Source organism: Rhodococcus sp. GXMU-t2271, from assembly GCF_041414735.1.
Classification (GTDB): Bacteria; Actinomycetota; Actinomycetes; order Mycobacteriales; family Mycobacteriaceae; genus Rhodococcus; species Rhodococcus indonesiensis.
The window spans coordinates 80553-98055 of sequence record NZ_JAUIZP010000022.1 but is presented as its reverse complement, the minus strand read 5'-3'; the positions used below and the strand labels follow the sequence as shown (position 1 = coordinate 98055).

19 protein-coding genes and 1 pseudogene are annotated in these 17503 nt (G+C 71.0%); 11 read left to right on the top strand and 9 right to left on the bottom strand.

Going from position 1 to position 17503, the window contains the following annotated elements:
- Nucleotides 1-47: 47 nt before the first annotated feature.
- From QYS60_RS08245 to QYS60_RS08230, 4 genes are all read left to right on the top strand, one after another.
- Entirely contained in the window at nucleotides 48-1532 is a 1485-nt protein-coding gene (locus tag QYS60_RS08245; protein WP_371382873.1) for an NCS2 family permease, read from the top strand.
- Between the two features lie 43 nt (nucleotides 1533-1575).
- Nucleotides 1576-2007, top strand: a complete 432-nt coding sequence (locus QYS60_RS08240; RefSeq protein ID WP_003936409.1) for a MarR family winged helix-turn-helix transcriptional regulator — start codon at nucleotides 1576-1578, stop codon at nucleotides 2005-2007.
- A gap of 81 nt (nucleotides 2008-2088) precedes the next feature.
- The gene (locus QYS60_RS08235) at nucleotides 2089-2895 is read left to right on the top strand and encodes an RNA methyltransferase (RefSeq protein WP_289377731.1); all 807 of its coding nucleotides are present in this window, start codon (nucleotides 2089-2091) and stop codon (nucleotides 2893-2895) included.
- A complete protein-coding gene (locus QYS60_RS08230; RefSeq protein ID WP_003936407.1) occupies nucleotides 2892-3173 on the top strand; it encodes a DUF2537 domain-containing protein in 282 nt (93 codons plus the stop codon). Before QYS60_RS08235 ends, QYS60_RS08230 begins: the two co-directional genes overlap by 4 nt.
- A gap of 40 nt (nucleotides 3174-3213) precedes the next feature.
- On the opposite strand, the gene QYS60_RS08225 is transcribed toward QYS60_RS08230, so the two are convergent.
- From QYS60_RS08225 to QYS60_RS08210, 4 genes are all read right to left on the bottom strand, one after another.
- Complete coding sequence (locus QYS60_RS08225) at nucleotides 3214-3963, bottom strand: hypothetical protein (RefSeq protein WP_371382872.1); 750 nt, start codon at nucleotides 3961-3963, stop codon at nucleotides 3214-3216.
- A gap of 15 nt (nucleotides 3964-3978) precedes the next feature.
- Nucleotides 3979-4866 carry a septation protein SepH gene (gene sepH / locus QYS60_RS08220; RefSeq protein ID WP_371382894.1) on the bottom strand — a complete coding sequence of 296 codons (888 nt, stop codon included), beginning with the start codon at nucleotides 4864-4866 and terminating at the stop codon, nucleotides 3979-3981.
- Nucleotides 4867-5110: 244 nt separating this feature from the next.
- A complete protein-coding gene (gene serC / locus QYS60_RS08215; protein WP_289377728.1) occupies nucleotides 5111-6232 on the bottom strand; it encodes a phosphoserine transaminase in 1122 nt (373 codons plus the stop codon).
- A 115-nt stretch (nucleotides 6233-6347) separates the two neighbouring features.
- Nucleotides 6348-7475, bottom strand: a complete 1128-nt coding sequence (locus tag QYS60_RS08210) for a citrate synthase 2 (RefSeq protein WP_003936403.1) — start codon at nucleotides 7473-7475, stop codon at nucleotides 6348-6350.
- A gap of 245 nt (nucleotides 7476-7720) precedes the next feature.
- On the opposite strand from QYS60_RS08210, the gene pdxH reads away from it, so the two are divergent.
- From pdxH to QYS60_RS08195, 3 genes are all read left to right on the top strand, one after another.
- Nucleotides 7721-8374 (top strand): pyridoxamine 5'-phosphate oxidase, encoded by a 654-nt coding sequence (gene pdxH / locus QYS60_RS08205; protein ID WP_054372933.1) that lies wholly within the window; start codon nucleotides 7721-7723, stop codon nucleotides 8372-8374.
- Nucleotides 8371-9639, top strand: coding sequence for an MFS transporter (locus tag QYS60_RS08200; protein WP_289377727.1), 1269 nt, complete (start codon nucleotides 8371-8373; stop codon nucleotides 9637-9639). Before pdxH ends, QYS60_RS08200 begins: the two co-directional genes overlap by 4 nt.
- Nucleotides 9640-9726: 87 nt before the next feature.
- Nucleotides 9727-10014 (top strand): hypothetical protein, encoded by a 288-nt coding sequence (locus QYS60_RS08195; RefSeq protein ID WP_289377726.1) that lies wholly within the window; start codon nucleotides 9727-9729, stop codon nucleotides 10012-10014.
- 99 nt (nucleotides 10015-10113) lie between these two features.
- Here the strand turns inward: QYS60_RS08195 and QYS60_RS08190 are convergent, their stop codons facing one another.
- The gene (locus QYS60_RS08190; protein WP_371382871.1) at nucleotides 10114-11031 is read right to left on the bottom strand and encodes an MBL fold metallo-hydrolase; all 918 of its coding nucleotides are present in this window, start codon (nucleotides 11029-11031) and stop codon (nucleotides 10114-10116) included.
- A 130-nt stretch (nucleotides 11032-11161) separates the two neighbouring features.
- Between QYS60_RS08190 and QYS60_RS08185 the strand changes: the two genes are divergently transcribed.
- The 4 genes and pseudogenes from QYS60_RS08185 (at nucleotide 11162) to QYS60_RS08170 (ending at nucleotide 14412) form a co-directional block, all read left to right on the top strand.
- Nucleotides 11162-12100 (top strand): aldose 1-epimerase family protein, encoded by a 939-nt coding sequence (locus QYS60_RS08185; RefSeq protein ID WP_289377724.1) that lies wholly within the window; start codon nucleotides 11162-11164, stop codon nucleotides 12098-12100.
- A 261-nt stretch (nucleotides 12101-12361) separates the two neighbouring features.
- Complete coding sequence (locus QYS60_RS08180; RefSeq protein WP_289377723.1) at nucleotides 12362-13660, top strand: citrate synthase; 1299 nt, start codon at nucleotides 12362-12364, stop codon at nucleotides 13658-13660.
- A gap of 26 nt (nucleotides 13661-13686) precedes the next feature.
- Nucleotides 13687-14037, top strand: a pseudogene (locus tag QYS60_RS08175) (FKBP-type peptidyl-prolyl cis-trans isomerase); the annotation flags it as partial.
- Between the two features lie 21 nt (nucleotides 14038-14058).
- Nucleotides 14059-14412, top strand: coding sequence for an FKBP-type peptidyl-prolyl cis-trans isomerase (locus tag QYS60_RS08170; RefSeq protein ID WP_274521210.1), 354 nt, complete (start codon nucleotides 14059-14061; stop codon nucleotides 14410-14412).
- 72 nt (nucleotides 14413-14484) lie between these two features.
- On the opposite strand, the gene QYS60_RS08165 is transcribed toward QYS60_RS08170, so the two are convergent.
- From QYS60_RS08165 to QYS60_RS08150, 4 genes are all read right to left on the bottom strand, one after another.
- On the bottom strand, nucleotides 14485-14763 hold the full coding sequence (locus tag QYS60_RS08165; protein ID WP_289377722.1) for a hypothetical protein: 279 nt from the start codon (nucleotides 14761-14763) through the stop codon (nucleotides 14485-14487).
- 88 nt (nucleotides 14764-14851) lie between these two features.
- A complete protein-coding gene (locus tag QYS60_RS08160; RefSeq protein WP_289377721.1) occupies nucleotides 14852-16174 on the bottom strand; it encodes a sensor histidine kinase KdpD in 1323 nt (440 codons plus the stop codon).
- Nucleotides 16171-16866 (bottom strand): response regulator transcription factor, encoded by a 696-nt coding sequence (locus QYS60_RS08155; protein ID WP_289377720.1) that lies wholly within the window; start codon nucleotides 16864-16866, stop codon nucleotides 16171-16173. Before QYS60_RS08155 ends, QYS60_RS08160 begins: the two co-directional genes overlap by 4 nt.
- Nucleotides 16863-17492 (bottom strand): TetR/AcrR family transcriptional regulator, encoded by a 630-nt coding sequence (locus QYS60_RS08150; protein ID WP_081005203.1) that lies wholly within the window; start codon nucleotides 17490-17492, stop codon nucleotides 16863-16865. Before QYS60_RS08150 ends, QYS60_RS08155 begins: the two co-directional genes overlap by 4 nt.
- Between the last annotated feature and the right edge of the window lie 11 nt (nucleotides 17493-17503).

The window sequence follows — 17503 nt, the reverse complement described above, 5'->3', positions numbered from 1 at the left end:
AATAATCTCCCGTTGCGACGCACCCCCACCCCAGAGCGGAAGTCGATATGGCCCAATCCTCAGAGCGGAAGTCCGGCACGGCGACCGGCACCTCCTTCCTCGACACCTATTTCAAGATCACCGAACGGGGATCGACGGTCTCGCGGGAGGTGCGCGGTGGTGTCGTCACGTTCGTCGCGATGGCCTACATCGTGGTACTCAATCCGCTGATCCTGGGCAGCTTCTCCCCGGACGACGCCACGGCCAAGGTCGACGTGCTCGGCAACATCCTGCCCGTCAACCAGGTTGCGGCCGTCACCGCGCTGGTGGCCGGACTGATGAGCATCGTCTTCGGCATCGTCGCCAACTATCCGTTCGCGATCGCGGCCGGCCTGGGCATCAACACCCTGCTGGCGGTCACCATCGCGCCCCAGGTCACCTGGCCCGAAGCGATGGGCCTCGTGGTGATCGACGGCATCATCATCGTGATTCTCGCCGTCACCGGCTTCCGCACCGCGGTGTTCAACGCGATCCCGCCCGAGCTGAAGGCCGCCATCGCGGCCGGTATCGGCGCGTTCATCGCCCTGATCGGCATGGTCGACGCCGGATTCGTGCGCCGCCTGCCGGACGCGGCCGGCACCACCGTCCCCGTCGGGCTGGGCATCGACGGTTCGATCGCCTCGTGGCCGACCGCGGTGTTCGTGTTCGGTGTGCTGCTCATGGGGGTGCTCGTCGTGCGCCGGATGCCCGGCGGTCTGCTCATCGGCATCGTCGCGACCACGGTGGTCGCGGCGATCGTCGAAGCGGTCGCCGGGGTCGGGCCGTCGCAGGGCACCGACCCGAAGGGCTGGAACCTGAGCACCCCGGAGGTGCCCGAGAAGGTCGCCGGCGTGCCGGATCTGAGCCTGGTGGGCAATGTCGACCTCTTCGGTGCGTTCACCCGGATCGGCGTGATCGCCGCGACCCTGCTCGTGTTCACCCTCGTCCTCGCCAACTTCTTCGACGCGATGGGCACGATGACCGGCCTGGGTAAGGAAGCCGGCCTCACCGACAAGGACGGCAACCTGCCCGGCATCGGCCGTGCCCTCGTCGTCGAGGGCACGGGGGCCATCGCCGGCGGTGTGGGCTCCGCGTCGTCGAACACGGTGTTTGTCGAGTCCGCCTCCGGCATCGCCGAGGGGGCGCGCACCGGTCTGGCAAACGTGGTGACCGGCGTGCTGTTCCTCGCCGCGATGTTCCTCACCCCGCTCTACGAGATGGTGCCCGTCGAGGCCGCCGCTCCGGCTCTCGTGGTGGTCGGCGCCCTCATGATCGGGCAGGTCCGCGACATCGACTTCACCCAGTTCGCCATCGCGTTGCCCGCGTTCCTCACGATCGTCGTCATGCCGTTCACGTACTCGATCGCCAACGGCATCGGCGTCGGCTTCATCACGTGGGTCGTCCTGCACGCCGCGGCCGGGAAGGCGCGGTCGGTGCACCCGTTGCTGTGGGTGGTGGCGGGCTTGTTCGTCGCCTACTTCGCGGTGGACCCGATCACCGAACTGCTCACCTGACATGCGGCGCGATGTGTCCGGTCGGTCCCGTATTGTGCACGCCATGACATCGGAACATCGCACGCTCGCCGGCGACCTCTCGTTGGCAGTCGTGCGCCTGACGCGCCATTTGCGGGGGCGGCGCTCCGATTCCCGGGTGTCCCTGACTCAGCTGTCGGCCATGAGCACGCTGAGGCAGGAGGGAGCGATGACCCCCGGTGTGCTGGCCGCACGCGAGAAGGTCCAGCCGCCGTCCATGACGCGGGTGATCGCCTCGCTCGACGAGCTCGGGCTCGTCGAGCGGACCCCGCATCCCACGGACGGCCGGCAGATCATCGTCTCGCTCTCGGACGCGGGCCGGGCACTGCTGATCGACGAACAGCAGGCCCGCGAGGCGTGGCTGACCGAACGCCTCGCCACCTTGGACGAGGCCAGCCTCGCCACGCTCGGGGACGCGGTGGAGATCATCAACAAGCTGGTCAGCGAAGCGGAATGAGCCGATCCCGGTCCTCGTGGCCGGGATGTGTTCGGTGAACCCGCCGACGGGTCCGGGACGTGGCCTGGGAGAATCGACGGCGTGGTGCACATCGTCGACATCGAGGATCCCGCCGACCCCCGGCTGGGCGACTTCCGAGACCTCAACTCGTCGGATCGCCGGCCCGATCTGCCGGCCGGCAAGGGACTGGTGATCGCGGAGGGCGTGCTCGTCGTCCAGCGGATGCTCGACTCGCGGTTCACCCCCGGCAGCCTGCTCGGGGTGGATCGTCGTCTCGGTGAACTCGCCGACGACCTGCGCGACGTCGACGTGCCGTTCTACCGCACCTCGGCCGAGGTCATGGCTGAGGTCGTCGGCTTCCACCTCAACCGCGGGGTGCTCGCCGCGGCGCGCCGGCCACCGGCGCTCGACCTCGACGACGTCCTGGAGAAAGCCACCACCGTGGCGGTGCTCGAGGGTGTCAACGACCACGAGAACCTCGGCTCGATGTTCCGCAACGCCGCCGGCCTCGGTGTCGATGCCGTCGTGTTCGGCAAGGGCTGCGCCGACCCGCTGTACCGACGGTCGGTGCGGGTCTCGATGGGCCATGTGCTGCGAGTGCCGTTCGCGCACGCCGAACGGTGGCCGCACGATCTGGACCGGCTGCGGGGGCGCGGCTTCCAGCTCATCTCGCTCACCCCGAATCCCGAGGCCGTGCCGCTGGCCGAGGCGATGACGGGGGAGAAGGTCGCGCTGCTCCTCGGTGCCGAGGGTCCGGGGCTGAGCGAGCACGCGATGCGCGCGACGGACGTGCGGGCGCGCATTCCGATGGCCCCGGGCACCGACTCGCTCAACGTCGCCACGGCCGCGGCGATGGCGTTCTACGAGCGGGTACGGATCCCGCGGTGATCGCGCCCCCGCGCGCCCCGTCGACACCGTGGTCGACGGGGCTGACGCTGACGGGTTTCGCCCTCGTCGTCACCGTGGTGACGATCGTGGCGTTCGGGCTCGAACTCGGGCGCGTGCACCCACTGCTCGCGGTGATCGTCAACCTCGTCGTCGCCGCCGGGATCGCCCCCACCCTGTGGTGGTGGCGTCGGGTACCGCTGTGGCGGTGGATCGCCGCCGGTGTCGCCGCCGGTGTCCCGGTCGGCTGGATTGCACTGCTCGCCGCGGCGGCGTTCTGAGCCGATCCACAGCCGCGAACGAATCTGCCAGCCGCACCGGCTATTCCGCGCGCGTACGTCCGGACAGTACGCGGCCGGGCGCGGAGATCCGGCGCGGCCACCACCGCCGTCGTGCGGGCCGGGCGCCCGGCGCGTCCCGGTCGGTGGGCGGCCGCTCGCCCTCGCGGTACAGCTCGAAGCCCCACACTTCGATCTCGTGGGGGTCGAGCTCGCCGTCGGCGCGGCCCGTGTAGCGGAACCCGAGCCACGCGGCGTTGGCGGCCTCGGCGAACCGGCGGGGGTGGAACGGCAACGCCTCGGGGTGGGGCAGCACGTCCAGTGGCCAGCGGATGGGGAACTCTCCGCCCCAGAACGGCCGCTCCCACACGAACGGCAGCCCGTCGTCCTCGACGATGTCGACGGGCGTGGCGTCGAACGCTCGTCGCAGCGTGCCGCGCCGCCAGGCACCGACGGCGCCGCGTGCCCCGGTGGGATCCGACACGACGAGATAGGTGTTCTCGGACGCGACGGTGTGCCTCCAGCGTTCGGGCAGCTGCGACGGACGCATGACCGCCAGGTCCGGACTGCACACCACCGTCACACCCGGGAAGCTGCCCACGTAGACCCGGCCGGCCGTCCCGGCCGCGGCCTGCGCGAGCGGCACCCGGCCCAGCGGCTCGGACGACAGTCCCGGATGCAGCCGGCCGACGAGTGCGTGGGCCGTCGTGCAATCGGCCCGCGCATCGCGCAGCACCTCGCCGGGGTCGGGGGCGTCGACGTACCAGATGGTCGACACCGTCGCGGCCGCCATCGGTGGGTCCGGCTCTCAGCCGCGCCCGTTGCTGCGCACGCCGAGCAGCACGTCGTCCCACGAGGGCAGGGCAGGCTTACCGCGCTTGTCCTTACCCGGATTCTGCTGCGGCGCCAGCTTCGGCCGGTCCTCGTCCACGGCGGGGTCGGGCAGGCTCGCCGCCGCGGGACGGACCTCCTCGACCTCCGCGTCGATGACCGCGGGCGGCGGATCGAGAGTGAGCGTCTCGGCGACGACGTCCTCCCGGTCGGACCCGTCGTTGTCTCCGGTGTCGTCGACGTCGCGCGCCGTGTACACCGGCGTGAGGCAGCGCAGCGGCCGCCCGCAGTCCGGATCGATCAGTTCGGTGGCGGTGTCGTCGAGCGGGAGGATCGTGCCGCCGTGGGCGTCGGGCTGGTAGCGCCAGTGCGCGGCGTTGGTGGACCGGCCGGCGTCCCACTGCAATTGAGCCACCCAGTGACCCTCGTCGTCGCGCCACGCGTCCCAGGTGGCGGCGTCGATGCTGTGCCCGCGGGCACGGAAGGCCTGGGCGACGATCTCGGCGAGGGTGTGCACGGCCGGGCCGTCCGGACGCAACGGATGACCCTGCTGAGCCATCTCGGCCGCGCGGGAGCGCTCGAGGAGCACCGGGTAGGCGAACCGCTCCACCTTCGCGAGCGGGATCCCGGCCTCCTCGGCGACCTGCTCGACGGAAGCGCCGCAGCGGATGCGAGCCTGGATCTCGCGGGGGCGCAGCTGACTGGTGGTCTCGATCTGGATCTGCCCGAGGCGGGCGAGGTCACCTCGGGAGGCGGCGCGGAGCGTCTCGTCGATCGGGATGCGGAATCTGTCGCCGTTTCCGGGATCGGCGAGCACGACGTGCGTTCCGTCGGGCTCGAGGCCGACCACTCGAAGCTCTCGCACCATGACCTCCTCGCGGGGAATCGCGATTGACCCGCCCGACTGTAACGGACTCGTGATCCCTGCGGAGCAGGACACGCCGACACGCCGGGGGCCCGGTGGCGCGAATCCGCCGACGTGGCGCTATTGTCCAAGGTTTCCCCGAAAGTCTCGACTCGTTGTCGAGAGTTCGGGAAGGCTCCCGGACGGCGAACGGGGCCGGACCCGACCCGGATCCGACCCCGCCCCGAACGGTCGCGCGACCGTTCTACATCCGATCGACCACCCAGTCGATGCACTTGGTCAGCGCAGTGATGTCCTCGGGGTCGATCGCCGGGAACATGCCGACGCGCAGCTGGTTGCGGCCCAGCTTGCGGTACGGCTCGGTGTCGACGATCCCGTTGGCGCGCAGGATCTTCGCCACCTGCGCGGCATCGACCGAGTCGGCGAAGTCGACGGTGCCGACCACCTGGGAGCGCAGCGCCGGATCGGCGACGAACGGGGTGGCGTACTCGGAGGCCTCGGCCCACGCGTACAGCCGCGACGACGAGTCCGCGGTACGGGCGGTCGTCCACGCCAGGCCGCCGTTGCCGTTCATCCACTCGATCTGGTCGGCCAGCAGCAGCAGCGTGCCCACCGCGGGGGTGTTGTACGTCTGATCCTTCGTGCTGTTGTCGACGGCGATCGGCAGCGACAGGAACTCGGGGGTGAAACGGCCCGAGGCCTTGATCTCGTCCACCCGCTCCAGCGCGGCCGGGCTCATCAGTGCGATCCACAGGCCACCGTCGGCGGCGAAGCACTTCTGCGGCGCGAAGTAGTAGACGTCGAAGTCCTCCGCGGCGACGGGCAGGCCGCCGGCGCCGGACGTCGCGTCGATGGCGATCAGGGCGTTCTCGGAGCCGGCCGGGCGGGTGACCGGCACCGCGACCCCGGTCGAGGTCTCGTTGTGGGCCCAGCCGATGAGGTCGGCCGATCCGTCGGCGACGATCTCCGGTGCGGTACCCGGCGCGCTGTCCACCACGATCGGGTCACCGATCAGCGGGTTCTTCTTGGCGACGGTGGCGAACTTCGACGAGAACTCGCCGTAGGTGAAGTGCTGAGACTTCTCCCGGATCAGGCCGAACGCCGCAGCGTCCCAGAACGCGGTGGTGCCGCCGTTGCCGAGCACCACCTCGTAGCCGTCGGGGAGGGAGAACAGCTCGCGCAGACCCGAACGGATGCGGGCGACGACGTCCTTGACGGGCTTCTGCCGGTGGCTGGTACCGAACACCGAGGCACCGACCTCGACCAGGGACTGCAGCTGCTCGGGACGAACCTTGGATGGACCGCAGCCGAAGCGGCCGTCGGCGGGCTTGAGATCGGCGGGAATGATCGGTGTAGCGTCAGCCATCGGTATGCGTGTCCTAAACGTCGAGGAACGAGTGCACCGGTAGTCTAGACGGCCCCCCCCGAACGGCCGGACGGACGGGCGCCAGGTGCGGGGCCCGTCCGTCCGGTTCGGTGGATCAGTTGTGGGTGATGGAATCCCAGCCCTCGACGCTCTCCGGGCTGCGGGCATCCGGGCCGGTGTAGATCGCGGCCGGACGCACCAGCTTGCCCAGGCGCTTCTGCTCGAGGATGTGCGCGCACCAGCCGGCGGTGCGGCCGCAGGTGAACATCGCCGGCATCATCGCGGCCGGGACCTCGGCGAAGTCGAGGATCACCGCGGCCCAGAACTCGACATTGGTCTCGATGGCCCGGTCGGGGCGACGCTCGCGCAGTTCGGCGAGGGCGGCCTGCTCCAGCGCGGCGGCGACCTCGTAGCGCGGCGCGTTCAGTCGCTTCGCGGTGTCGCGCAGCACCCGCGCGCGGGGGTCCTCGGCGCGGTAGACGCGGTGCCCGAAGCCCATCAGCTTCTCCTTGCGGTCGAGGATGCCCTTGACCAGCGCGCGGGCGTCGCCGGTGCGCTCGGTCTCCTCGATCATCGGCAGCACCCGAGCCGGGGCCCCACCGTGCAGCGGGCCGGACATCGCGCCGACCGCGCCGGACAGTGCGGCGGCGACGTCGGCGCCGGTGGAGGCGATGACGCGGGCGGTGAAGGTGGAGGCGTTCATGCCGTGCTCGGCGGCCGAGACCCAGTACGCGTCGATCGCGGCGACGTGCGCCGGGTCGGGCTCACCCTTCCACCGCACCATGAACCGCTCGGTGACGGTCGCGGCCTCGTCGATGCGCTTCTGCGGCACGGCGGGCTGGTAGATGCCGCGCGCGGACTGCGCGACGTACGACAGGGCCATCACCGCGGCGCGGGCGAGGTTCTCCCGCGCGGTGGCGTCGTCGATGTCGAGCAGCGGCTCGAAGCCCCAGATGGGGGCGAGCATCGCCAGGCCGGCCTGGACGTCGACGCGGACGTCGCCGGTGTGGATCGGCAACGGGAACGGCTCGGCCGGAGGCAGGCCCTGGCCGAACTTGCCGTCGACCAGCAGGGCCCACACGTCTCCGAACGTGACCCCGCGCGTGACGAGGTCCTCGATGTCGACGCCGCGGTAGCGCAGCGAGCCGCCGTCCTTGTCGGGTTCGGCGATATCACTGGTGAAGGCGACGACGCCTTCGAGGCCGGCGACGAAATCCTCGGGTACAGACGCGCGCGATGCCATGACGGTTGGGCTCTCCTCGTTCGGTGCAACCCGGTCCGGGCAGCACTGCCGGTGAAGCGGGACTCGGCGGATGTGATCGGCGCCCCACTCCGTTCGTCGGTGCGACTGTAGTCCCCCGGGCGGGAGGATCGGCGCCCGGATACCCGGGAGTAGTGTCCAGCATCGTGTCCACCGATCCACGGCCCGGCGCCGAGAACACCGAGGGGCTGCCTGCGAGTGCGGCCGAGCACGCCGATCTGGCGTCGATGCGTGTCGACTACACCCCCGCCGGACCGCAGAGCGCGTCCGCCGTCGACGAGGACCTCGAACCCGAGTGGCTCACCGACGGGTGGTTGCCGGTGCTGCGCCGCTGGCTCCTCGACGCCGCCGCGGCAGGGCTGCCCGAACCGAACGCGATGGTGCTCGGCACCGTCGACGAGCACGGCCGGCCCGTCACCCGCACCGTGCTGTGCAAGGGGGTCGACGCGGACGGGGTCACCTTCTTCACCAACTACGACTCGGACAAGGGCCGGCAGCTCGCCGCGACGCCCTACGCGTCGGCCACCTTCACCTGGGTCCCGATCTTCCGCCAGGTCACCGTCCGCGGACCCGTCGAGCGGGTCGGTGCGGAGGAGACCGCCGAGTACTGGCATTCCCGGCCTCGCGGCTCCCGCCTGGGCGCGTGGGCCTCGCAGCAGTCCCGGCCGATCGAGTCCCGGGCGGCGCTCGAGCATGCGCTCGTCGAGGTCGCCGAGCGCTACGGCATGGACGCCGAGATCCCGGTGCCGCCGCACTGGGGTGGACTGCGGATCCGCCCCGAGTCGGTCGAGTTCTGGCAGGGCCGGCCCAACCGCCTGCACAACCGGGTGCGGACCCGGCTGGTGGACGGGCGGTGGATCACCGAGCGTCTGCAGCCGTGAGGCGGCTGCTCGCCGACACCACACCGCTCGAGAACCGCGACTACCGCCGGTTGTGGACCGCCGGCATCGTCACGGTCGTCGGCGCCCAGCTCAGCGTCGTCGCGGTGCCCCAACAGATCTACGAGATCACCCGCAGCTCGGCGTACGTCGGCCTGACCGGTGTGTTCGCCCTCGTCCCGCTCGTGGTGTTCGGACTGTGGGGCGGTGCGCTGGCCGACGTGATGGACCGGCGCCGGCTGCTCACCTTCACCACGCTGGGTATGGGTGTGACGTCCCTGCTGCTGTGGGCGCAGGCCGCCGCGGGCCTGGCGAACGTGTGGCTGGTGCTGGTGCTGTTGTCGCTGCAGCAGGCCTGCTTCGCGGTCAACCAGCCGACCCGCGGCGCGGTGATCCCGCGACTCATCCCGAAAGGGCAACTGGCGGCCGCTAATTCGCTGAACATGACGGTGATGCAATTCGGAGCGATCGCCGGGCCGCTGCTCGCGGGCGCTCTGATCCCCGTCCTCGGTCTGCCCACGCTGTACCTGATCGACACCGTCGCGCTGCTCGCGACGCTGTGGGCGGTGCTCGCGTTGCCGCCGATCCCCCCGACCGGTCAGGCCCGGCGTGCCGGCCTGCGCGAGGTGCTCGACGGGTTCCGCTACCTGTCCACCCAGAAGATCCTGCTCGCCTCCTTCGTCGTCGACATCGTCGCGATGGTGTTCGGCATGCCGCGGGCGCTGTTCCCGCAGATCGCGCACGACTCGTTCGGCGACCCCGCCGAGGGCGGGTTCGCGCTCGGGTTGCTGTTCGCCGCGATGTCGGTCGGTGCGGTGCTCGGTGGGGTGTTCTCCGGCTGGTTGCCGCGGGTGCGCCGGCAGGGGCTGGCGGTAATCGTGTGCATCGTCGCCTGGGGCCTGGCGATGGTCGGCTTCGGCGTCGCGGTCGGTCTCGCGGAACCGGGCGGCACCGCGGTGTGGCTGTGGGTCGCCCTGGCGTTCCTCGCGTTCGGCGGCGCGGTCGACATGGTCTCGGCGGCATTCCGTTCGACGATGCTGCAGTCCGTCGCCACCGACGAGATGCGGGGCCGGCTGCAGGGCGTGTTCATCGTCGTCGTCGCCGGCGGACCCCGCATCGGCGACGTCCTGCACGGCGGGGCGGCAGCGTTGGTGGGCACGGCGGTCGCCGCGGCGGGCGGCGGGGTCCTCGTCGTGGTCGGTGTGCTGGTGTGTGTGCTCGCCTTCCCCGCGTTCGTGCGGTACCGGGTGGACCGCACGATCCACTGACCCGTCCACCGACGGAGTTCGTGCGATATCCACCCGGGCAGGGCACGATGGACGGACGTGATCGCAAGCCCTGAAGCGGGAGCCGGTATGCCATCGAATCGTTCCGTCCGATCGCCGGACCGCAACGGAGTGGGGACCGCGGCCCTCGTTGCGGGCATCGTCGCCGCAGGGTGTGCCTTCCTCCCCTTTCTCGGTGAGCTGGTCACGATCCCCGCAGGGGTGGCTGCGGTGGTGTGCGGCTGGGTCGGCCTGGGCCGGGTGGACAAGGGCTCGGCGACGAACCACGGGGAGGCCCTGGCGGGTGCGGTCCTGGGGATTGCGGCACTGTTCGTGGTGTTCGTCGTCTTCGCGGCAACGCACACTGCGAGCGGATGATCACCCGCACATTCGCGGAACCCACCCCGGCCTCTCACCGATCGGCGCCGGGCCGTTCGTTTCCACGGGGCACCGGCATGCTCGGGGTATGGGAATCCGTCACCGCCACGGATCCTCGCGCCGCCACACCTGAGGCAGGTGCAGCTCCACCCCGTCGCGCTCGGCGAGCGCGCCGAGGACCCGCATGGTGACGTCGAGGTCGTCCCCGGCGTAGGGCAGCGCGCGCAGCGGCCGGTCGAGCGGGCGGAAGAAGTCGTCCCAGTGCACGAGCACCGCCCGGCGCGCGCCGACCGTGCCGACGGTCTCCGCCCAGTAGCTGCGGATGTACTCCTCGCTCTGCACCCCGAGCTGGCCGACGCCGAGATAGACGACCTCCGCGCGCCGGCCGGCCAGCGCCCCCGGCCGGAAACCGGCACTGCCCTGGATCAGCAGGGAACGGCCGTCGGCGTGCGCGACGAACGTCGACCACGCCTCACCGCACCGGTACGCCCCGGCCCGCGCGGGCGGGACGACGGGCGCGTCGATCGTGCCCGGGTAGCGGTCCGGCGGACAGTGCTCCGACGCGACGAGCGTGACGGTGAACCCGCCGAACCGCAGCGGCTCGCCGGGCGTGGCGACGACGATCCGCTCCGGCGGGAGGCCGTGCCCCCGCCCGACGTTCGCCGTCGATTCACCGCCGACGAGCACCGCACCCGTCCGCTCGGCGACGACCGCGGAGTCGAGTACGTGGTCGAAGTGGCTGTGGACGGGTAGGACGGCCGCGAGTCGCGTCGCGCCGGCCCGGGTCAGGCACGCGTCGATCCGGGCCGGGTCGGGTGCGAGCCGGCCCAGCGCGACGGCACCGAGGCTCGGGCGGGTGAAGAAGCCGTCGGTCAGCAGCGCGTCGGTGCCGTCGTCGACGAGCAGGGTGGAGACCCCGAGGAACGTCACGGCCGTGCGGGACGCCGCCGTCGCGGCGGGGACGTCGAACCGGTCGGCGTAGGCGGCGAGGTCCGGGCGGCCGAGGCGCAGTCGCATCCGGTCATCGTAGGTGCGGAGGCACCCCGGCGGGCCGATCCGGCCCGACGACCCCACCGCGATGGGCGAGGTCGCCGCCGCGATCGTCGATTCCCCGACCCGCCGCGCCCGTCCGCGGGACACTGGGCCCATGTCCGATCCGACGAACTACCGGATCCGAAGGGGTGGGTACCGCGCGGAGGTCTCCAGCTCGGGGGCGGCGCTGCGGGTACTCGAGCACGAAACGGCGGACGGGCCGTACCCGCTGACGGAGAGCTGGCCGGCGAACGAACGGCCCCCGCTGCGCTCCGGCACGGTGCTCGCCCCGTGGCCGAACCGCATCCGGGACGGGCACTTCTACTTCGACGGCATCGAGCACCAGCTCGCGCTCACCGAACCCGAACGCGGCAACGCGGTCCACGGATTCGTCTGGCATCGAGATTGGGTTCTGGTTTCCCACAACGACTTCCGAGTCGAGCAGGCGCTGGATGTGGGACTGCACAAGGGGTGGCCGTACCAGCTGCGGCTCACCGTGAGCCACGAGGTGGGCGACGACGGCCTCACCGTCACACACACCGCCACCAACGTCGGCGGCTACCACTCGCCGTTCGGGCTCGGCGTGCATCCGTACGTCCGGGCGGGCGACGCGCCGCTCGACGAGTGCACGCTGCGCCTGGCCGCCGGCACCCGGCTGCCGATCGATCCCGGCCGCGGACTGCCGAACGCGTACTCGCAGCCGGTCGAGGACACCGACTTCGACTTCACCTCGCCGCGATCGCTGCGCGGAGTCGAGCTCGACGCCCCGTACAGTGCACTCGACGTGGACGTGGACGGCCGGGCCCGGCACGACCTGCGTGGCCCCGACGGGCGGGGTGTGCGGTTGTGGGCCGGGCGCGAGTTCGGCTGGCTGCAGGTGTTCACCGCCGGCGCCGTGCCCGAGCTCGAGTATCCGGGACGGGGGCGTGCGCTGGCGCTCGAACCGATGACGTGCCCGCCGGACGCCTTCAACCTCGGCATCGATCTCGTCGTGCTGCAGCCCGGACAGACCTGGACGGGCCGGTGGGGCCTGACCGCGCTGGCGTCCGCATGACGGGATCCTGCACCGCGGGTGCGGGACACGGGCGGGTGCTCACCGCACCGGCGGCGGGAACGTGATATGCAATATCGACGCAGGTGAGCGCCGTGCCGGAGGGGGTTCTCGGACGGCCCGGCGCCCCGGCGGCGCGTCTGCGCACAGGTGCGATCAGGGACCTTCGACGGACCCTCCCTGGGCACATGGCCTGCGCAAGGGCTAGGTTCTACGTGAATGTTCGGCAGAATCGCTTTGATCTGAGCTTGAGAGGGATCCTTCGTGCCCGCTGAGAATGACACCCGACCCACCCTCAGCTACCCCGGTGGCGAGCACACAATGTCTATCGCCAAGGCGACGGAAGGCAACGACGGCATCGAGCTGGGCAAGCTCCTTGCGGAGACCGGGTACACCACCCTTGACCCCGGTTTCGTCAACACCGCCTCCACCACGTCGGCCATCACCTTCATCGACGGGGAGAAGGGCATCCTGCGCTACCGCGGGTACCCCATCGAGCAGCTGGCGGAGAAGTCCACCTTCATCGAGGTCAGCTACCTGCTGATCTACGGTGAGCTGCCCACCGCGGATCAGCTCGAGGTCTTCACCGACAAGATCCGCCGGCACACGCTGCTGCACGAGGATCTCAAGCGCTTCTTCGACGGCTTCCCGCGCAACGCGCACCCGATGCCCGTCGTCTCCAGCGCCGTCAACGCCCTCTCGGCGTACTACCAGGACGCGCTCGACCCCGACGACCCGGAGCAGGTGGAGCTGTCCACCATCCGGCTGATGGCCAAGCTGCCGACCATCGCGGCCTACGCCTACAAGAAGTCGGTCGGTCAGCCGTTCCTGTACCCGGACAACTCGCTGAGCCTGGTCGAGAACTTCCTGCGCATGACCTTCGGCTTCCCGGCCGAGCCGTACCAGATCGACCCGGAGGTCGCGCAGGCCCTCGACATGCTGCTGATCCTGCACGCCGACCACGAGCAGAACTGCTCGACGTCGACGGTGCGTCTCGTCGGTTCGTCCGACGCCAACCTGTTCACCTCGATCTCGGGTGGTATCAACGCCCTGTGGGGCCCGCTGCACGGCGGCGCCAACCAGGCCGTCCTCGAGATGCTCGACGAGATCAAGTCCTCCGGCGGAGACGTCAAGGAGTTCGTCCGCAAGGTCAAGAACAAGGAGGCCGGTGTCAAGCTCATGGGCTTCGGACACCGCGTCTACCGCAACTACGACCCGCGCGCCGCCATCGTCAAGAAGACGGCGGACTCGATCCTGAACAAGCTCGGTTCCGGCGACGAACTGCTCGAGATCGCGATGAAGCTCGAGGAGGCTGCGCTCACCGACGACTACTTCATCGAGCGCAAGCTGTACCCGAACGTCGACTTCTACACCGGCCTGATCTACCGGGCGATGGGCTTCCCGGATCGCATGTTCACCGTGCTGTTCGCGCTCGGCCGCCTGCCCGGCTGGATCGCGCACTGGCGCGAGATGCACTCCGACCCGACCCTGAAGATCGGCCGCCCGCGGCAGATCTACACCGGCTACACCGAGCGCAACTACAGCAGTATCGACGCGCGCTGACCCGTCCCCTACCGGAAGACCGACACATGAGCAGCAAGCCCGAGATCGAATTCCAGGAAGGCCCGGCTCCGACCGGTCTGGTCGTCAAGGACCTCACCGTCGGCGACGGCGCCGAGGCGACGCCCGGGGCCAAGGTCGAGGTCCACTACGTCGGCGTCGAGTTCGACTCCGGCGAGGAGTTCGACTCGTCGTGGAGCCGGGGCGAGTCCATCACCTTCCCGCTCAGCGGCCTGATCGCCGGCTGGCAGGAGGGCATCCCCGGCATGCGGGTCGGTGGCCGCCGTCAGCTGACGATCCCGCCGGAGATGGCGTACGGCCCGGCCGGTTCGGGGCACCGCCTCGCCGGCAAGACCCTGGTGTTCGTCATCGACCTGCTCGGGGTCGAGGCCAAGCCCGAGGTGCCGGAGATCGAACCGGCCACCGGGCCGGCCCCCGCCGAACTCGTGATCGAGGACATCACCGTCGGTGACGGGACCGAGGCGCAGCCGGGGTCGGTCGTCGACGTGCACTACCACGGCGTCGAGTACGACACGAACGACGTGTTCGACTCGTCGTTCGCCCGCGGCGAGTCCGTCAAGTTCCCGCTCGGCCGGCTCATTCCCGGCTGGCAGGAGGGCATCCCCGGCATGAAGGTGGGCGGTCGCCGCAAGCTGACGGTGCCCCCGCAGCTCGCCTACGGCCCGGCCGGGTCCGGGCACCCGCTCGGCGGCAAGACCCTGGTCTTCGTCATCGACCTCCTCGGCACCGAGTAGGTCCCGCGCACGGCCGAAGCCCCGCACCGCTTTTCGCGCTGCGGGGCTCCGTCGCATCGGGGTGCCCCGGGGTCAGTGCCGGACGAAGGGAGTGGGGGCGATGTCGCCGCTGTCGAGGAAGTGCCACTGATCGTCGCTGCGGCAGATCCGCCCGTCGAACCGGGAACCGGCGTTGCGGAACTCGGTGCGCAGGAAGTTGCCGTTCCGGTCGAAATGCGTGATCGCGCAACCACGGTCGCGGCGATCGTGGTCGTCGTGGTGGTCCGAGGACGCGGCCGCCGTCCCGGCGCCGCCGAAGACGGGCAGGGCGATCAGCGCGGCGGTGACGATCAGCTTGCGGCTCTTCGACATTCGGATCTCCTGGGATCGGTGGAGGGGATGCATACGATCCTGCGCCCGCCCCGTCCCGTGTCGTAGGGACCCGAGGGGTGGAATACGGTCACCCCGCGGCGAACCGCACCGTCAGCCGGGCCCCGCCGAGCGGGCTCTCCGCCAGCCGCGCGGTACCGCCGTGCAACGCCGCCTGCTGCGCCACCAGCGCCAGGCCCAGACCCGAACCGCCCCGGGCGGCGCCGCTGCCCCGGCGGAACCGTTCGAACACCACGCCGCGCTCGACGGCCGGCACCCCGCGGCCGTCGTCGTCGACGGTGAGCACGGTGTCGGTGCCCTCGGCGGCGACCGTCAGCCGGATCCGGCGGGCACCGCCGTGCCGTACCGAGTTGGCCACGGCATTGTCGACGACGAGCCGCAGCCCGCTCGGCAGCGCCCGGATCTCGCGCCCCGGCTCGCCGACCACCTCGATCTGCACGCCGGGATGCCGGCTCGTCGCGTCGGCGGCCGCGGCGTCGCAGATCTCCACCGGGTCGGTGGGCACGAAGTCCCGAGAGGTGGACAGATCGCCGCGGGCGAGCCGCTCGAGGTCGTCGAGCGTGGATTCGACCCGGCTCTGTGTGCGGGTGAGGTCGTCGAGGATCTCGGTGCGTTCCTCGACGCTCAGGACGTCACCGGCCGGGTCCAGGGTGGAGAGGACCTCGAGGTCGGTGCGCATCGCGGTCAGCGGGGTCCGCAGCTCGTGTGCGGCGGCGGCTGCGAAGTCCCGCGCCGTGGCGAGAGCGGCGTCGGTGGCGGCCTGGGCGCGGGCGACGTCGTTGAGCATGTCGCCGGCTGCGGCAGCGAGCTCGTCGGCCTCGCGGATGCCGGAGCGCCGCGGCTCGAGGGTGGGTTCGCGGGCCACGATCCGGCGGGTGAGGTCGACCAGGGGTCGCACGGCGCGGCCCCCGAAGATCCAGCCGAGGGCCGTCGCGACCGCGACGGCGATCGCACCGGCGACGGCGAGCTGCCGGTGCTGCTCGGTCGTGATGTCCTGTGCCTCGGCATAGGGCACCGCGACGGACAGGAGCGAGGGCAGCCGGTCGGTCGGCGCGGTGTACGTCCGGTAGGCGGTGCCGCCGAGATCGACGGTATGGGCGCCGGGGGAGAGGACGGGCAGTTCGGTCGGGGTGCTGCTGAGCAGTCCGCCGGATTCGGTGCGGATGGTGACGGCGAAGGCTCCGGCGTCGCCCAGCGCGGGCAGGAACAGGCCGGCGGTGCCGGCATTGGCGACCAGTACCTGTGTGGCCGTCTCGAGGCGGCGATCGAGCTGCGCGAGGTTGTTCCGGGTGATCGCCAGAGCGACGAGCACACCCAGGACCGCGACGACGAGCGTGGTGCCGAGCGCAGTGGCCGCGGCGACCCGCGCACGCAGCGAGAAGCGTTGCGTCATCCCGCATCCCGCAGCACGAAGCCCACCCCACGCACGGTGTGCAGCAGCCGCGGCCGCCCCCCGGCTTCGAGCTTGCGGCGCAGGTACCCGACGAACACGTCGACGACGTTGGTGTCCGCGTCGAAGTCGTAGCCCCACACGAGGGCCAGCAGCCGGTCGCGGCTCAGGACGATGCCCGCGTTGCGGACGAGTACCTCGAGCAGTTCGAACTCGCGCTTGGTCAGCTCCACCTCGGTGCCGTCGAGGCGCACCCGGCGACCCGCGGTGTCGAGCTCGAGCCCGCCGGCCCGGACGACGGAGCCGGCGCCGGGAGTGCCGGGCGCGCTGCGCCGCAGCATCGCCCGGATCCGTGCGACGAGCTCGGCGAGCACGAAAGGCTTCGTCAGGTAGTCGTCGGCGCCGGACTCGAGCCCCGCGATCCGGTCGCCGACGGTGCTGCGGGCGCTGAGCACGCAGATCGGGATGTCGTTGCCGTTCGAGCGCAGAGCGGTGACGACCCCGGTGCCGTCGAGGACCGGCATGTTCATGTCGAGCACCATCGCGTCCGGCCGCCGGCGCGCGACGACGTCGAGCGCCTGTGTCCCGGTCGCGGCGGTGAGCACGTCGAATCCGGACAGGCGCAGCCCGCGCTGCAACGAGGACAGGACGTCCTCGTCGTCGTCGACGACGAGGACGGTGGCTGGTTCGGTCACCCCTGCATTGTGCCCGCGCCGAGCATGCCGAGGACGAGCTCGACGTAGTTCCCGGCCAGGGTGTCGACGTCGATGCGGCCGGGCTGGTACCAGCGGGCGACGTCGATGCCGAGCGACAGGATCGCCAGGGCGGTGGTCGGCACGTCCCGGACGGAGAAGACCCCGGCCGCGATGCCGTGCTCGATCTCGGCGCGGATCACGGCATCGGTGTCGCGGCGGATCGCCGCGATCGTCCGGTAGTGCTCCGGGGTGAGGGCGTGCAGCTCGTACTGCGACACCCGGCAGACGGTGTGGTGCACCGCGTGGGTGCGGACGAAACCGTCCACGATCGCCCGCATCCGGCCGGCCGGGTCGGTAGTGGAGGCGGCGGCGGCGACGACGGCGTCGAGGACGTGCTGATGCCCGATACGGCTGACCTCGAACAGCACCTCCTCCTTGGACTTGAAGTGCACGTACAGCGCGGCCGGGCTCAGGCCGGCACCGACGGAGATGTCACGGGTGGTGGTGGCGTGGTAGCCGCGCCGGGCGAAGGACTCCACGGCCGAGCCGATGAGACGACGCGCGACGTCGGATTCGACCTCGGTGAAGATACCGGCGAGGTCGTCGGTGGTGGGCGTGTCGATCATGCTGGGTTCTC

Bases quoted from the DNA above. Each gene is read 5' to 3' on its own strand.
- QYS60_RS08245 (WP_371382873.1), top strand. From the start codon at position 48: ATGGCCCAATCCTCAGAGCGGAAGTCCGGCACGGCGACCGGCACCTCC.
- QYS60_RS08240 (WP_003936409.1), top strand. From the start codon at position 1,576: ATGACATCGGAACATCGCACGCTCGCCGGCGACCTCTCGTTGGCAGTC.
- QYS60_RS08225 (WP_371382872.1), bottom strand. From the start codon at position 3,963: ATGGCGGCCGCGACGGTGTCGACCATCTGGTACGTCGACGCCCCCGAC.
- serC (WP_289377728.1), bottom strand. From the start codon at position 6,232: ATGGCTGACGCTACACCGATCATTCCCGCCGATCTCAAGCCCGCCGAC.
- QYS60_RS08210 (WP_003936403.1), bottom strand. From the start codon at position 7,475: ATGGCATCGCGCGCGTCTGTACCCGAGGATTTCGTCGCCGGCCTCGAA.
- pdxH (WP_054372933.1), top strand. From the start codon at position 7,721: ATGCGTGTCGACTACACCCCCGCCGGACCGCAGAGCGCGTCCGCCGTC.
- QYS60_RS08195 (WP_289377726.1), top strand. From the start codon at position 9,727: ATGCCATCGAATCGTTCCGTCCGATCGCCGGACCGCAACGGAGTGGGG.
- QYS60_RS08190 (WP_371382871.1), bottom strand. From the start codon at position 11,031: ATGCGACTGCGCCTCGGCCGCCCGGACCTCGCCGCCTACGCCGACCGG.
- QYS60_RS08185 (WP_289377724.1), top strand. From the start codon at position 11,162: ATGTCCGATCCGACGAACTACCGGATCCGAAGGGGTGGGTACCGCGCG.
- QYS60_RS08165 (WP_289377722.1), bottom strand. From the start codon at position 14,763: ATGTCGAAGAGCCGCAAGCTGATCGTCACCGCCGCGCTGATCGCCCTG.
- QYS60_RS08160 (WP_289377721.1), bottom strand. From the start codon at position 16,174: ATGACGCAACGCTTCTCGCTGCGTGCGCGGGTCGCCGCGGCCACTGCG.
- QYS60_RS08150 (WP_081005203.1), bottom strand. From the start codon at position 17,492: ATGATCGACACGCCCACCACCGACGACCTCGCCGGTATCTTCACCGAG.